The organism is Chryseobacterium sp. CS2K3, from assembly GCF_059515185.1.
On sequence record NZ_JCAKRW010000018.1, the window covers coordinates 19,961 to 34,725 of the forward strand.

Genomic DNA, 14,765 nt, shown 5'->3' on the forward strand with positions numbered 1-14,765 from the left:
TTATTATTTTTATATTGAATCAATGCGAATTGGCTTTAATTGCATTTTATAGTTTTTAAGTAAAACTAGAGTGACAATTCCTACCACCAGCTCTATGAGTGCGCTGCCCCAATAAATACTTTTAATGCCAAAATAATGGGGTAAAATCAGCATCAAAGGAATATAAAGAATTACCTGACGGAGAAAAACCAAAAAACTGGCTTTCTTACTTTGGTTAACCGCTGGATAATAGGAAAGTGCCAGTACGGTAACGGGAAGTAACGGCAATACAGAAAAAAACAATCTGAAATCTATAATCTGATGGTATTCTGCAATATAACCAGGAAGCATTAACCCAATCAACTCCTCAGGGAAAATTAAAGCTACAAGGAAAAATGGTGACAGTATCGCTATACCGGCAAGGATATAAGTTTTTAAGAACTTTCCGGCTCTGCTAAATTGTCCCGCTCCAAAATTAATTCCCACTACAGGCTGCAAACCTCTCATTAAACCGAATAAAGGAGTCAGCAGGAAAAGAAAAAAACGGTTCAGTATCGTAAAAAAAGAAATATCTTTTTCCGTTCCGTAAGCGGCGATAGCATTGAAGATAATAATACTCTGAACTACACCCATCACGGAAAGAATCATCTCCGGAAGTCCGAGTTTTAGAATCCTTTTGCCAATTTCTTTATCATAAGAGAAAGATTTCCAGCTGGTTTCAAACGAGCTTTTTCCTTTTGCGTAATAATAGAATCCTAAAATAGAATAGATCAGCATTCCACAATTCGTTGCCCATGCCGCTCCTGCAACGCCCCATCCGAAAACAGAAATGAAAACAGGTTTCAGAATAATATCAATAATAAGCCCTACGGTAATCATCGCCGCGGCAGTTTTCATTTTTCCTTCAGCCCGTACAAGCATATTCAGTGCAAGCCCGTAGATCCAGAAAACAGTTCCGATAAGCGTTACTCTGAAATATTCTACGGCTATTGTCTGTAAATTTCCTTTTGCCCCCATCATCGCCATCAGCTCATGAGCGTAGATATATGCCGGCACCGTACATAAAACGGAAAAACAGATACATAAAACATTGAAGCTTCCAAACAACCGATATAGCTTATCTCTGTTATTTTCTCCAATCCAGATGCTAACGGCGGCTCCGGCTCCGGTTCCTGCAAGTCTTCCAAAACCCAACACAATCTGCGACAGGGGATAGGCAAGTCCTACTGCTGCTAAAGCCTGTGTATTGATTAAATATCCCACAAAGATCGCATCCATAAAGTTATTGATCCCATAAAGAACAATTGCCGCAACGGCAGGCCATGAAGTTTCCCACATGACCTTTTTCATTTCACCTTCTAAGATGAATGTTTTGCGGTCCATTTCTTCTGTGTATTAAACTCCTGAAAAGCAATTCTTTTCTCTACTTTATAAATTTCTTTCCCGGCAATAGCATTAATAATCAAAGCATTTCTGTAAGCGCCCATTCCCAGATCCGGAGTTACAAAGCCATGAGTATGAAGCTCTGCATTCTGAACAAAGATATTTTCTGCCTGATCTATTGTGTAATAACGACTTACATTAAAAAGCCCGTCTTCGGTTCTTTGGATAAGGTTTTCTATTCCTTGTAAAAATTTCGGCTCTTTATATTTGTACCCTGTTGCAAGAATCACATACTCTGAAATATGAGTGAAAGTAGCATTATCCTGCACATGAGTGAAATTCAATGCGTAAGAATTACCTTCCGGAAAAATATTATCTAATTGGCAGCTAGGTTTCAGAGCTACATTTAAAGCTACATTTCCAACGCTCATTCCGTATAAAGTATCGAAAATATCATTGATCAGTTCAAAATTGATTCCTTTATACAATGGGGGCTGCTTGGCAAGAATCGTTTTACGCTGTGAAGGCGGCATATTATAGAAATGATCTACATATTCCGGGGAAGTAAGTTCAAGCGTCAACTTGGAGTATTCCATCGGGAAAAAACGATCCGGTCTTGTAAACCAGCTCATGAAAGGACCTTCTTCTGTTTCAGGTAAAAGATCCTGAAATATTTCTGCAGCACTTTGCCCGGAACCGATAATTGATACGGAATCAGCATTCTGAATCTGTTCTTTGTATTTCAGATATTCTGAGGTATGGATGACATTCGGGAAATTTTTACCTTCCATAAATGCAGGCAGGCTAGGTTGTGTTCCCGTACCCAATACAATTTTCTTTGCAGAATATTTGATGACATCATTGTTTTTTAGATCCAAAACATCGATAACGAATACGTTTTCAGATTCATTAAATGCAATATTCTCTACTTTTTTTCCAAACTGGCAGCTCTTCAGCTGATTGGCTGCCCATTGACAATACAGATTGTATTCTTTTCTTAACATGAAAAAATCTTCTCTGATGTAAAACTTGTACAGGCGATCTGTTTCTTTTAAAAAATTAAGAAAGCTGTATTTACTTTTCGGATCTGCCATAGTTACAAGATCTGCCATGAAAGGAACCTGTAAAGTTGCGTTATCCAGCATCAATCCAGGATGCCAGTCGAAGCCGTCTGCCTGATCAAGAAATAAAGCAGAAACTGTTTCTACGGGTTCAAGAAGAGCGGCAAGACCAAGATTAAAAGGACCTATTCCGATCCCAATGATATCGTATGTTTTATTATTTCCCAAAGTTTTTATTTTTATAGGTTAAATTAAAAGCTTCGACTCATCATTGAGCGGAGTCGAAGGCTTCTTTTGATCATAGGATTAAGCGTTATTTGCTTCTAATCTGCTTTCCGGGCATTTTTCCCAGTAATTTTCACGGGTGCAGAAAGTAAGATAAGCTGTTTTATGAGGCATGGTGATGATACCTTCTCTCGTATACCCTAATTTTGTGATCAGCCTGTCCGTAGGAACTGCATCTACAGAAGCTTCACCGATACATTTCCCCACTTCAGGAAGCGAGAATATATAATCCAGTGCTACCTGGAAAGACTGGAAGGAATACTTTTTATCTTTACGCGTTTCGGCAACAAAGAAATGCGTTCCATAATCGGTAGGAAGAGCGTCATAATATGCTCCAACAATATCACGCATTGACCAATAGGGTTCAAAACTAAACTGCGGAACACCATTGATTTCTCCAATAAAGCTGTGCTGCTCATCACTTGGAAGGATCGTTCTGAACCATAATTCCAGCTCTCTTTTAGGACCATCCATTTTCCAGTAAGGCTTGGCATGGTCCATATTGAACCATTCATGAATCATTTCAAAATCATTCTCAATATTGAAAGGTCTGATGCTGATCGTGATATTTTCGTCTTCAAAATAACGTGAGTATACCGTTTCTGTAGTGGTTGGCTTGATTAATTTATCACTGTAGAAATATTTATTCAGCGGATTAGGCGTGTCAAGGAAAACAGCAGGATATTCAAGAGATTCATCGGCTTCATTGATGTTTTGTAAGCTGGTGATGAGGTTTCCTTTGGTATACCAGTTTCTTTTATTGGTAATATAATCTACCAAGCCTGTTTCGTCTTCATTTTCAAGTTCTTTGAAAGCTTTATAAACCAGGTTGATCAGTTTCTTTTCATCAGCCAATTGATTACATCCTAAAGCATTTACAACACCTAAAATATTGTTGGTCACCAAATAATAGATATACTTCGGAGCTAAAGATTCTTCATCAATAATAGACTGACTTTCATCCGCAATTCCCGGAAGCGCATTAGAAACAAGATCTTTTCTTCCTTCCCTGAAAAAGAACCCTTGATTATCCCTGAAATAGATCTTCGCAGGAAATCCTTTTTTATCCAGTTCTATCATTACATTTTGCTGGTGGAACTCACAGGCAAGTCCGTAAGTATTCAAAATTTTAACGATAGGTCTTACACAAAGATGAAGATATTGCTTGAACCATTCCAAAGCTAATTTTTCAACAGGCTGATTCAGTTTTTCAGCAGTAGTTGTGATGATATTCTGTAATCTTGAAGGCTTTCCTAAAATTCCATCCTGACATAAGGCAGCCAAAAGAGTTACATTTTTATTTTTATTCTCTCTCTGGAACGGGTTTCTTCTGATGCTGATATTGAAGCCATTGATCACTTTCCCGTTAAACGTAACTGCCATAAAAGCAGGATCTACCATAAAATCAATTTCCGGAAAATCATTCTGTAAATTTTTTCCCCAATCCGTTTTCAGAAGTCTGCTGATATCATAGCCGCGGTGAAGCTCCGGATACAGGTTGATTCTCTCAGAATTCGTGATTTTAACATGCAAAGAAAACTTGAACATCCATTTATTGTCCTCATTGTATACCGTTCTTACTGAAGAAGTAGGAGTGAAGTACTCACCATAATGTCCTAAAGCAAAAATAATCCCTTGTTCCTGCATGATCTGTACATTTTCCTGACTCAAAAGATAGTCTGCCTCCCAAGGATGCATCGGAAGAATATGATACTCTGGATGCTGGTCCCAAAGTTTTTTATGCTCGCTATCAAGAGCAGGATATATTTTCTCGGCAAGTTCTTTACTTACAAGCTCACCATCTGCATTTTTTTCGATGAAATGATCAGGATTTACAAGGAAATAAAACAATTGGAATCTTCCCGATGTTTCCGGTGAATATTTCAGAAGATCTTCACCTTTGAATCCTTGTTTAGATTTTGGAACCGGGTGAAGAATATGCCCTAAAATAAGAGACTGCTCAGCCTCAATGAAAGACATTTCTACATCATTGATCGCCTGTTTACTGTGAATGGAGTGGTATAGATATTCCGAAAGGTTATCAATACTGTTGCTTAATCTTTCCAACACGGTGGAAGATTCAATACCAGGATAAATTCCTTTAGCATACTCAGCGGTAAGCGTCATAAAACCATAAACATCAAGCTCTGAAACTTCGTCAGTATTCAAAACTCTCATCAATACAGGGAAGTCAAAAAGATGCCTTCCGCTTTCTGAAAAATAAGCCACAGGAACGTACACATCACATCCAATAGAAGAAAAATCTATTCTGATATGAAGATCTGTAGGTGTTGTATGGAGATATTTAGCAATTCCTTCATCATATTTAGGGATTCCTAAATATCGGCTCCAGTTTGTAAATTCTTTCATGTAGCAGTTGATAAGTGCTGTATAGTTTACCTTTTCTGCGTATTCCGGGATATTAGTTGAGTTCAATGTATTCATTTCCGTATTTTTTAATAATGTTAAGGATAGATTTAATGTCTTCAATAGTGGTTAGAGGATTAAGGATGGTAAACTTCAGATAAAACTGTCCGTTTACCTTGGTTCCTGCTGTAAGGGCATTTCCCTGTTTGTAAAGTTGTGATTTGATATAAGTATTGATCCTGTTCAGGTCAAATGTTTTAAATGGATCTGCCGAATAACGGAAAACCAGTGCTGAAATATCAGAAGAATTCAAGAGTTCAAAATAAGGATCGTTTTCCAGGACTTCAGCGGCTTCACGGGCAGTCATGATAATTCTGTCAATATAACTTCCCAGCCCTTTTTTTCCTATAATTCTCAAGGTAAACCAAAGTTTCAGTGCATCGAAACGTCTTGTCGTCTGGATAGATTTATTGACCTGATTCGGGATTTCATTTTCATCATGATCTTTAGGGTTCAGATAATCCGCATAATGGGTAATCAGTCTGAAATAGCTTTTATCTTTTACTAAAAAGCCGCTGCTGCTCACCGGCTGGAAAAATCCCTTATGATAATCTACCGTTACAGAATCTGCAGCTTCAATTCCATTGATCAGAGCGCGGTATCTCTCCGTTAAAAGAAGGGCACAACCATACGCTGCATCCACATGAAACCACAGATTATACTTTTGGGCAATCCCTGAAATATTGATTAAAGGATCTATATTCCCGAAATCTGTAGTTCCTGCCGTCGCTACAACCGCAATAGGAATATTTCCATTTTCAATTTCCTTTCTTACAGCATCTTCCAGCAATACACTGTTCATTCTGAAAGAACGGTCTGTTTTGATTTTAATAACAGCCTGCTCTCCAAGTCCCAGCATAGAAGCACTCTTCTGAATACTGAAATGCGCGGCTTCAGATACAAAGATCCTGAAACGGTACGCTTCTTTTGGAAGTCCGTCTTTTTTAATATTATGATTAAGATATTTAATGGAAAAATGATCCCTTGCCAGCAACATTCCCATCATATTACTCTGGGAACCTCCACTGGTGAAAATTCCGTCTGAATCTTTATCAAAGCCTATTTCCTTACAAGTCCATTCAATAAGCTTCTGTTCCATCAAAGTACCTCCTGCACTCTGATCCCAGGTGTCTAAAGAAGAATTGATAGAGCTTATCATTGCTTCCGCCGCTACTGCCGGGATAACAACCGGACAATTGAGATGTGCCACATATTTGGGATGATGAAAAGCAATAGCATGCTGTATATATAAATCGTTTACTTCCTCAAAAAGCTCTTCATAGCTTATCGGAGAGGCATTAAGATCTATATATTCGAATTGTTTACGTAAGTCTTTGGGTGAAACTCCACTAAAGGGTTTGTGGGTATCTTCAAGAAATGCAATGACGCTCTGCTGAGTCCTTTGCATCGCTTCCTGGTATTCGTGAATGTTTATATCACAGAATAAATTTTCGAGATTTGGGAAAAAGTGATCCTTCCCCGCAACAATCTGCTCGGTAATAACGGTGTTCATAGATATGATGTGTATGTGTTCTGTTTACTCCTTAAGAATCAGTTTAAATGTAGATTACTGATATATTTTAACACTCATTACAATCAAACTTAAATACTTATAAATAAAATTGTTATGTTAAAAAAAACTTATATTTTGAGATGAAAAATATACCAGTACATCTTATAAGAGTTTAATAGTTAATCGTGTAGCCTACGGAAAACGTAGTTCCGCGACCCTGATAAGCAAAAGCTTTCTGAGGAGCTCCGTAGAAAAACACAGAGCGTTGTCCCCAAATCGAAGTATATTGCTTATTAAAGATATTCTGAATTCCGAAATTAATCGTTCCTTTATTCAGCTTAAGGTCTCCCATAAAATCAAATAGGGTATAACCATTAATCTTCATATCGGCAAGATCTGTATAATTCATGGCATTTTGCATTTGTAACCTTAGTGAAAACCTTTTAGCATTCCATCCCGCAAAAGTCATGAATTTAGAAGGATTGGTTGTATAAACAGATTGGTTCTGCCATCCTTTATCTATCGTTTTCGTTTCGGATTCCATTAGTAAAATATTTCCTCCCAACTCTAAACCTTTTGCAAAACGATATCCCAGCGCTCCTTCAAAGCCAAAGTTTCTCAATTTCTGATCTAGAAGAGAAACCGTGAAAGCAGCATTGTCTATTTTCAGTGTTTTGCTGGAAAGTGCATAGAATACTGATCCTTGTGCATAAAATCCGGACTCAGCACCTCTGTTGTGTCTGAAACCAAGTTCAAATTGATCAGTTTTTATTCCGCTTAAAGGCTGTTCCGCGATATTCATACTGTTTAAAAGGTTCCAGCGGTTGTTATTCAGCTGATACTTTCCAAAACCATAAGATTTGGCAGCATCCGGTACGGCAAATCCTTGTGAAAAGCTGAACCAGGTTTGTGATGAAGGGGTAATTTTGTATAATAAACTTCCGTTCAGAAGGGTGACGTCATAATTATTTTTACCACCTTTCACTACATCTGCAGTATTACCATATCCGAAATGCATGTATACCTGCTCTTTAAATCCTACAAAATCATCCAGCTTCACATTAATAAACTGCTGTCTGATTCCCCCTGAAAGGGTAAGCTGCTTCGTAATATTCCAGTCTGCCTGAATAAATCCTGCCAGGGTAAATATTTTAGTATCCGGATATCTTCCCACAAAAGCATCCGTTTTATTAATCAAACCTCCGGATTCACTACTTTTTTGAGGATTAAAAATCGCCTGATCACCTTTAAAGTTTTCAAAATCAATGTCTGTTCCGTACGTGAAACTGAACGCATTCCATTTCTTTGACAATACGGCTTTTGCTCCATAAACATCCGTATTTCCTCTCGCGGAAGAAAGAAATACCGGAAGAACAACACCTGCCGGAGGTTTTGGAACTTCAGCAAATGAAGCTCCGAAATCCACTTCCTCTCTTCTTCCATACCCCTGAAGTAATAAATTTTGTCCACCCAGAATATTACGAAGACTGTATTGTAAATTAGCCATAAAACGCTCTGTACGAGGAACGACATCAGAATCTGCGCCGTCCAGAACATTGATCAGATCAGGATTTTTTGTGGTAAACCCTGTAAATCCGGGACCAAAAGAAAGCCATTTTTTATTTCTTACTTTTGAATTGTAATATTGAAGATCCAGGTTCAGATCCTGATCGGGGCTTAATTTTATACTTAAACCTCCCAAAAGGTCAATAGATCTGTTATACTGAAAATCTGCCTGCTTTACATCCGTAATAATCTGGTTTCCATTGGCATCAAATGCACCTTCATTCTGAGTGAAAGCAGCTCCAAGCCTAAACTTTACAGCATCGTTGCCCCCTTGAACAGATTGTGCAATTCTTTTATCCAGATCTCCTTTATGAAAGCCTGTTTTAAGTCCTACGGAAGTTTCAAATGCCAGTTGATCGGAACTGGGTTTTTTAGTGATGATATTGATAATTCCACCTGTAGAATCTCCACCATAAATAGCGGAAGCTCCGGACAATACTTCAATTCTCTCAATATTGAAAGTATCTATGGCATCAAACTGTCTGCTGGAAGCCCTTGTACTGTTGAGTGAAACTCCGTTGAGCATTACCAAAACATTTCTGCCTCTCATATTCTGAGCATAATTTGTTCTTCCCTGATTCCCGAAATCAAATCCCGGAATCATATTTCCCAATACTTCTTTCAGTCCCGCACCGCCTTTTATCTGCATCTGGAGCTCTTTTTCCCCAATAATCCAGACCGTTCCCGGAATATCACTGATTTGTTTCGGAGAACGGGAAGATACCAGAACAATTTCATTGATATCTTTTGTACTTGTAATACTGTCCTGCCTGCTCTGGGCAGAAGTATGTGCGGTAACTGCAGCCAATATAATGACTGAAAGCGCATATTGTCGTTTCATTTTATTTAGAATGATTAAAAATAATGAGACGAATATAGAATATTATTCAGCAAAAAATCAAAATGATTTTTATCACATATTTCAAATGAATGTGAGTGCAATAGAAAATCGACAGTTTGAAAGTGCTTGTTTTAGGGAAAAAACTGCTATATCACTTATTTATTAACAGTCTCAAAATGGGACAAAAAAAATAATTATTAATGTTCAGAATTAATAAAAATGTAATATTGAAAAGCAAAAAAGCTTGAAAAAGTATCAAAATTAGAGTCAGAGAAATCCCCAAAAAGGTAAGTCAGAAGAATTTTTTTGAATTTTTTGAAAAAATTTCGACACTTTTCTCCATTTCTTCAAAATTAAGATCTCCAAAGCCGAGTCTCATAGCAGTTAGCCCTTTATTCTGATACAGTAATGTTTTGGGAATGAATAAATTATCTTCGGCACATTTCCGGCTTAGCTGCATCAGGTTCACAGGGATATTCCATTCCAGCCAGATGGCAAGACCTCCGGATGGTTTTTCAAAGGTGATATAGTTTTTCAGGCTTTCTTGAAGTAAACCACAGAAATGATCCCGCCTTTCCTGATAAACTTTCAGTGATTTTTTCAGATAACGATTAATTTCACCTTCTTCAATCATTTCACCCAATGTTCTTTCCATCAGAATATCTCCTTGTCTGTCTATGATTCCAAGATGTTTCCGCATTTCCACCATAAGGTTTTCAGGCGCAACGATAAAGCCTGTTCTGAATCCGGGAGCCAGAGATTTTCCAAAAGAACCGATATAGATCACCATTCCGTTTGTATCTGCGCTGGCAAGTGGAAGAATTGGGCTTTTATCGTAATGAAATTCATAATCATAATCGTCTTCAAGGATTACAAAACCATATTCATTCGCGAGTTCCAGCAGCTCGAGCCTTCTTTGAGCACTTAATGCAACAGTAGTAGGATAGTGGTGATGCGGAGTAAGATAAAGCATTCTTATCTTCTGTCTTTTGCATATTTCTCTTACATTTTCAACAATAATTCCGTCCTGATCTATCGGTAACGTCACAATATTAACTCCGGCTTTCTGAAAGATCATATTCACGGAAAAATAGCTCAAATCCCCTACCAAAACTGTATCTCCGGCGGAAAGCAGAATTTCGGAAACAATATAAATACTCATTTCCGTGCTTCGTGTGATGAGAAGGTTATTCTTGGAAATAGGCAATCCTCGGGAAAGATTGAGATATTGAGAAAGATGTTCTTTAAAAAACTCACTCCCGTCATGGTTATAATGTCCTAATGTTTTCTGTGTAGATTTCCGCTTGAGAATAGAACTGTAATATCGGGAATGCTGCCCAACCTGAGTAAGTCTTATATCCGGAACTCCGTCATTAAAAACATATTCACAATCTGAATGTTCAAAAGGATTATCAAGGATATTGGATGTTTTAAAAGAAAAACCTGTTGTTTTGGGATAGTTCTGAAGGTTATTTTCTTCAAAATCTTTTACTTTTATGGGCTTTTCCTGATCCTGCCCAATTACAAAGGTTCCTTTATTCGGAAAGCTCTCCACCCAGCCTTGTGCAGATAATTCATCATATACTGCAACAGCTGTGTTTCGGTGAACATCCAGAATTTCACTGAAAGCTCTTGTGCCGGGAAGTTTTGTTCCAAAAGGTAAATATCCTCTTTGGATAGCATTTACTAATTGATTGGCAATTTGCAGATAAATAGAAGTCTCTGATTTTCTATCTATTTTAATAAAACTTTCATAAGGAATCTTAACCGGACTATCCATAATATAAAAACTGGCACCATAGAACCATCCGGCAATATACTAATTTTGACTCAAAATAAAAATCTATGGAATTTCATCGTCTGCTTAAAAGAATTGTACAGGACGGAAGTACACATGCCAAATGGCTGAATACACTTTCATTCATGGAAAATGCCGGAGCAAGAAAGATTTCAAAATGTGAGCACCCGGTTTTGGTATCACAAATCCAGCTTAAACACGCTGCCGAAGAGCACCGCCATGCTTATTATCTTAAAAAACAAATCAGCAAGATAAACCCGGAACTTTGTAAAACGTATGAAGATCAGGAGCTTCTTGCCTCAACAGCTACCCGACAGTATCTTCATTCGCTTGATATGAAAGCATGCCGATACTTGCAGGATGCATTCAAATTAAATAAAGAAGATATTAAATACGCAGCTTACCTTTTTGTAACCTATGCCATAGAAGTTCGTGCTGATGAGCTTTATCCTGTATATCAGCAGGTTCTTACCGAAGAATCTTCAAGGATTATGGTAAAGTCTATTATTTTAGAAGAAGAAGGACATCTGGAAGAAATGATCAATCAGCTCAATGAATTTTCTACAGACTGGAAACTGCACGCTGAAAATATAGTAATGATTGAAAAAGTATTGCATGAACAATGGATCAATGCGATTACTGAAGAAGTAGGAAAGCTCGATTATGCTTAAAAACATCAATCGTTTTAAAGAAGCACTTTACAAAAGAGAGCAGGAAGGTACATTAAGAACTTTAAAGAGTCCGGCTGATGGCATCGACTTTTATTCCAACGATTATCTAGGATTGGCAAGAAATAAGGAACTTCAGGATATTTTATTAAAAAAGATTAATGATACTCCTCAATTGCTTTCCGGAAGTACGGGTTCAAGACTCATCAGTGGAAACAGCAAGATGGTAACTTCTACAGAAAATTTTATTGCAAAAAAACAGAGATTTTCTGTGGCTTTACTTTTCCCTTCCGGATATAATGCTAATCTGGCTTTATTTTCAACGCTTCCCAGCCGTCATGACACAATTATTGTGGATGAACAGATTCATCGCTCTGTACATGATGCCTGCAAAATGTCTCATGCTAAGAAACTGAAGTTCAGACATAATGATTTGAATGATCTGGAGAAAGTCTTACAAAGACAGAAAGGACATTGTTATGTTGCTATAGAGAGTCTTTACTCTATGGAAGGTGATTTCGCGCCCCTTCAGGAGATTGTAAACCTGACTAAGCAATATAATGCAGATCTATTGGTAGATGAAGCTCATGCATTCGGTGTTTTCGGATACGGAATGATTGAGAAATATAAGCTTGAAGATCAGGTTGCAGCAGCAGTGATAACTTATGGAAAGGCACTTGGCGCACATGGAGCAGCAATATTATGCAATGATATTATGAAATCTTATCTGATCAACTTTGCTTCTCCTTTTATCTATTCAACGTCTGCACAGGATTATCAATGGATGACCATAAAAACCGGCTATGAGTTTTTGGAAGATCATCAAGAGCTTGCCATCAGACTTAAAAACAATATCAGAATATTCAGGGATCAGAGGCTGGAATGTCCTTCTTCGGAATCAAGTCCTATTCAGGCAATCATAATTCCGGATAACCAAAAACTGAAAATCTTACAGAAATCTTTATCTGAAAAGGGTATTCAAACGTATGCCATACACAGCCCTACGGTAAAAGAAGGAACGGAGAGACTTAGAATATGTCTTCACAGCTTTAATACAGAAGAAGAAATCATAAGACTGACAGAAATAATTAAAGAGTTTAATTAAAAGCAAAAAGGCTGGATCGTAAAGAATAGACTCTATTCAAATACTGTTTTGCCTCTTAAAAGTATGAAATTATTTATAACAGGAATAGGCACTGAAATCGGAAAAACTGTTTGTTCGGCAATTTTAGTACAACATTTCAAAACAGATTACTGGAAACCCGTACAATCCGGAGATCTTCATTATACGGATAGTAACAAAATCGAAACATGGACAGACAATACGTATTGTCATCCTGAAACTTACCGTCTCCAGTTAGCTGCATCTCCACATCAGTCTGCAAAGGCTGAAAATATACAGATAAGTTTAAAAGACTTCCAATTGCCTGATACTCAAAAATCTTTGATTGTAGAAGGTGCGGGCGGTCTTATGGTTCCTCTTTCAGATAATGTATTTATGATAGATCTGATTGAACAACTGAAAATTCCGGCAGCGCTTGTTGTGAGGAATTATCTGGGCTGCATCAACCATACTTTACTTTCCATAATGGCATTGGAGCAAAGGAATATAAAACTGGAATACCTGATCCTTAACGGAGTATTTCCTGAAGATACAGAAAGAGTTATCTGTAATTTCATTAAAAAAGAAACAAAAATTATCAGAATTCCAGAGATTACTGCTGATAAAAAAAATATCACAACTATAGCAAAACAATTAAAAATAACAAAACTATGATAATGGATACAACAATCAGACACGACTGGACAAAAGAAGAAATTGAAAAAATATATCATTTACCTTTAATGGAACTGATCTATAAAGCAGCAACCGTTCACAGAGAATGGCATGATCCTTCTGAAGTACAGATTTCCACATTATTATCTATTAAAACTGGAGGATGCCCTGAAGACTGCTCATATTGTGGACAGGCAGCCCGTTATCACACAAACATCAAAGTACAGGCTTTACTTCCTACAGAAACGGTAATTGCCCATGCTCAAAAAGCAAAAGACAGCGGCTCATCCCGTTTCTGCATGGCAGCAGCATGGCGTGAAGTTCGTAACAACAGGGATTTTGACAGGGTAATCGACATGGTAAAAGGTGTAAATGAATTAGGATTAGAAGTATGTTGCACGTTAGGAATGCTCACGGAAGAACAGGCTGTAAGGCTTCAGGAAGCAGGATTGTATGCTTATAACCATAACCTTGATACTTCTGAGCAATATTATGAAGAAATCATCTCAACAAGAACTTTTGATAACAGAATTAATACCATCAACAATGTTCGTAAAGCAGGAATCACAGTATGTTCCGGTGGAATCATCGGATTGGGAGAAACTCACAGAGACAGGATTTCCATGCTTTTAACATTGGCTACCATGCCGAAACATCCCGAATCTGTTCCAATTAATGCTTTGGCTAGAGTAGAAGGTACTCCATTAGAGAACAATGAAAAAGTGGATACCTGGGAAATGGTAAGAATGATTGCTACCGCAAGGATTGTAATGCCAGCCTCTATGGTAAGACTAAGTGCCGGACGTATAGAAATGTCTGAAACGGAACAGGCTTGGTGCTTCATGGCAGGAGCGAATTCTATTTTTACAGGCGAAAGAGAAACTTTATTGGTTACTCCGAACCCTGGTGTATCTGAAGATATGCAGATGCTGGAAACATTAGGACTGAAACCGATGATGAAAAAAGAAACTTGTTGCTAGTAAATTATGAATATGAGTTGGATTGCTGGTATTATAGCATTTGTTCTAAAATTTGTTACTGAATTTTTATAAATTTTATTAATTAGATACAGGTTGGAAAACGCAAAGACGCAATTTTTTTTAACTAAATAATGTTTTAAGGCGCAAGAAAATCCAAGGTTTTCAGCAAGCACTACCTTGATATTCTTTAGTCATTAATAAATTATTCGTGCATTAGTGGCTAATCTAAAGTATTCAATTTTATCAGAGATAAAATCCTTGCGCCTTAAATAATCGCAGTCTATAATATACTTTCGCGCCTTTGCGATCAACCAACATTTATCACAATATATTAAACTATTGTCAGTTCCATCACCAATGGAAGATGTTATAACGTTATTAACTAGATACAGGTTGGAAAATGCAAAGACGCAATTTTTTTTAAAATAAATAATGTTTTAAGGCGCAAGAAAATCCAAGATTTTCAGCAAGCATTACGTTGAGATTC

The 14,765-nt window shown here is 37.4% G+C and carries 10 protein-coding genes; 4 read left to right on the plus strand and 6 right to left on the minus strand.

All coding sequences use genetic code 11. The annotated features are described in order from the left end of the window. Positions 1-9 precede the first annotated feature (9 nt). The 6 genes from AC5YGG_RS20470 to AC5YGG_RS20495 all read right to left on the minus strand — a co-directional run bounded on the left by AC5YGG_RS20470 (position 10) and on the right by AC5YGG_RS20495 (position 10,835). Positions 10-1,362: an MATE family efflux transporter gene (locus AC5YGG_RS20470; RefSeq protein ID WP_496146287.1), complete on the minus strand. Its 1,353-nt coding sequence runs from the start codon at positions 1,360-1,362 to the stop codon at positions 10-12. Next, a complete protein-coding gene (locus tag AC5YGG_RS20475; protein WP_496146288.1) occupies positions 1,338-2,651 on the minus strand; it encodes a lysine N(6)-hydroxylase/L-ornithine N(5)-oxygenase family protein in 1,314 nt (437 codons plus the stop codon). Before AC5YGG_RS20475 ends, AC5YGG_RS20470 begins: the two co-directional genes overlap by 25 nt. A gap of 78 nt (positions 2,652-2,729) precedes the next feature. After that, entirely contained in the window at positions 2,730-5,153 is a 2,424-nt protein-coding gene (locus AC5YGG_RS20480) for a GNAT family N-acetyltransferase (protein ID WP_496146289.1), read from the minus strand. Next, the gene (locus AC5YGG_RS20485; RefSeq protein ID WP_496146290.1) at positions 5,131-6,648 is read right to left on the minus strand and encodes a pyridoxal phosphate-dependent decarboxylase family protein; all 1,518 of its coding nucleotides are present in this window, start codon (positions 6,646-6,648) and stop codon (positions 5,131-5,133) included. Before AC5YGG_RS20485 ends, AC5YGG_RS20480 begins: the two co-directional genes overlap by 23 nt. Before the next feature lie 172 nt (positions 6,649-6,820). Beyond that, positions 6,821-9,055 (minus strand): TonB-dependent receptor, encoded by a 2,235-nt coding sequence (locus AC5YGG_RS20490; RefSeq protein ID WP_496146291.1) that lies wholly within the window; start codon positions 9,053-9,055, stop codon positions 6,821-6,823. A 292-nt stretch (positions 9,056-9,347) separates the two neighbouring features. Further along, a complete protein-coding gene (locus AC5YGG_RS20495; RefSeq protein ID WP_496146292.1) occupies positions 9,348-10,835 on the minus strand; it encodes an aminotransferase-like domain-containing protein in 1,488 nt (495 codons plus the stop codon). A 65-nt stretch (positions 10,836-10,900) separates the two neighbouring features. Between AC5YGG_RS20495 and AC5YGG_RS20500 the strand changes: the two genes are divergently transcribed. The 4 genes from AC5YGG_RS20500 (at position 10,901) to bioB (ending at position 14,278) form a co-directional block, all read left to right on the plus strand. Then, positions 10,901-11,524 (plus strand): hypothetical protein, encoded by a 624-nt coding sequence (locus tag AC5YGG_RS20500; RefSeq protein WP_496146293.1) that lies wholly within the window; start codon positions 10,901-10,903, stop codon positions 11,522-11,524. After that, entirely contained in the window at positions 11,517-12,626 is a 1,110-nt protein-coding gene (locus AC5YGG_RS20505) for an aminotransferase class I/II-fold pyridoxal phosphate-dependent enzyme (RefSeq protein ID WP_496146294.1), read from the plus strand. Before AC5YGG_RS20500 ends, AC5YGG_RS20505 begins: the two co-directional genes overlap by 8 nt. A gap of 63 nt (positions 12,627-12,689) precedes the next feature. Beyond that, positions 12,690-13,298, plus strand: coding sequence for a dethiobiotin synthase (bioD, locus tag AC5YGG_RS20510; protein WP_496146295.1), 609 nt, complete (start codon positions 12,690-12,692; stop codon positions 13,296-13,298). Then, positions 13,295-14,278, plus strand: coding sequence for a biotin synthase BioB (bioB, locus tag AC5YGG_RS20515; protein WP_496146296.1), 984 nt, complete (start codon positions 13,295-13,297; stop codon positions 14,276-14,278). Before bioD ends, bioB begins: the two co-directional genes overlap by 4 nt. The last annotated feature ends 487 nt before the right edge of the window (positions 14,279-14,765 follow it).

Excerpts from the sequence above, each read along its gene's own strand:
- AC5YGG_RS20470 (WP_496146287.1), bottom strand. The coding sequence starts at position 1,362 with ATGGACCGCAAAACATTCATCTTAGAAGGTGAAATGAAAAAGGTCATG.
- AC5YGG_RS20505 (WP_496146294.1), top strand. The coding sequence starts at position 11,517 with ATGCTTAAAAACATCAATCGTTTTAAAGAAGCACTTTACAAAAGAGAG.
- AC5YGG_RS20495 (WP_496146292.1), bottom strand. The coding sequence starts at position 10,835 with ATGGATAGTCCGGTTAAGATTCCTTATGAAAGTTTTATTAAAATAGAT.
- AC5YGG_RS20500 (WP_496146293.1), top strand. The coding sequence starts at position 10,901 with ATGGAATTTCATCGTCTGCTTAAAAGAATTGTACAGGACGGAAGTACA.
- AC5YGG_RS20480 (WP_496146289.1), bottom strand. The coding sequence starts at position 5,153 with ATGAATACATTGAACTCAACTAATATCCCGGAATACGCAGAAAAGGTA.
- AC5YGG_RS20485 (WP_496146290.1), bottom strand. The coding sequence starts at position 6,648 with ATGAACACCGTTATTACCGAGCAGATTGTTGCGGGGAAGGATCACTTT.
- AC5YGG_RS20490 (WP_496146291.1), bottom strand. The coding sequence starts at position 9,055 with ATGAAACGACAATATGCGCTTTCAGTCATTATATTGGCTGCAGTTACC.
- bioD (WP_496146295.1), top strand. The coding sequence starts at position 12,690 with ATGAAATTATTTATAACAGGAATAGGCACTGAAATCGGAAAAACTGTT.
- bioB (WP_496146296.1), top strand. The coding sequence starts at position 13,295 with ATGATAATGGATACAACAATCAGACACGACTGGACAAAAGAAGAAATT.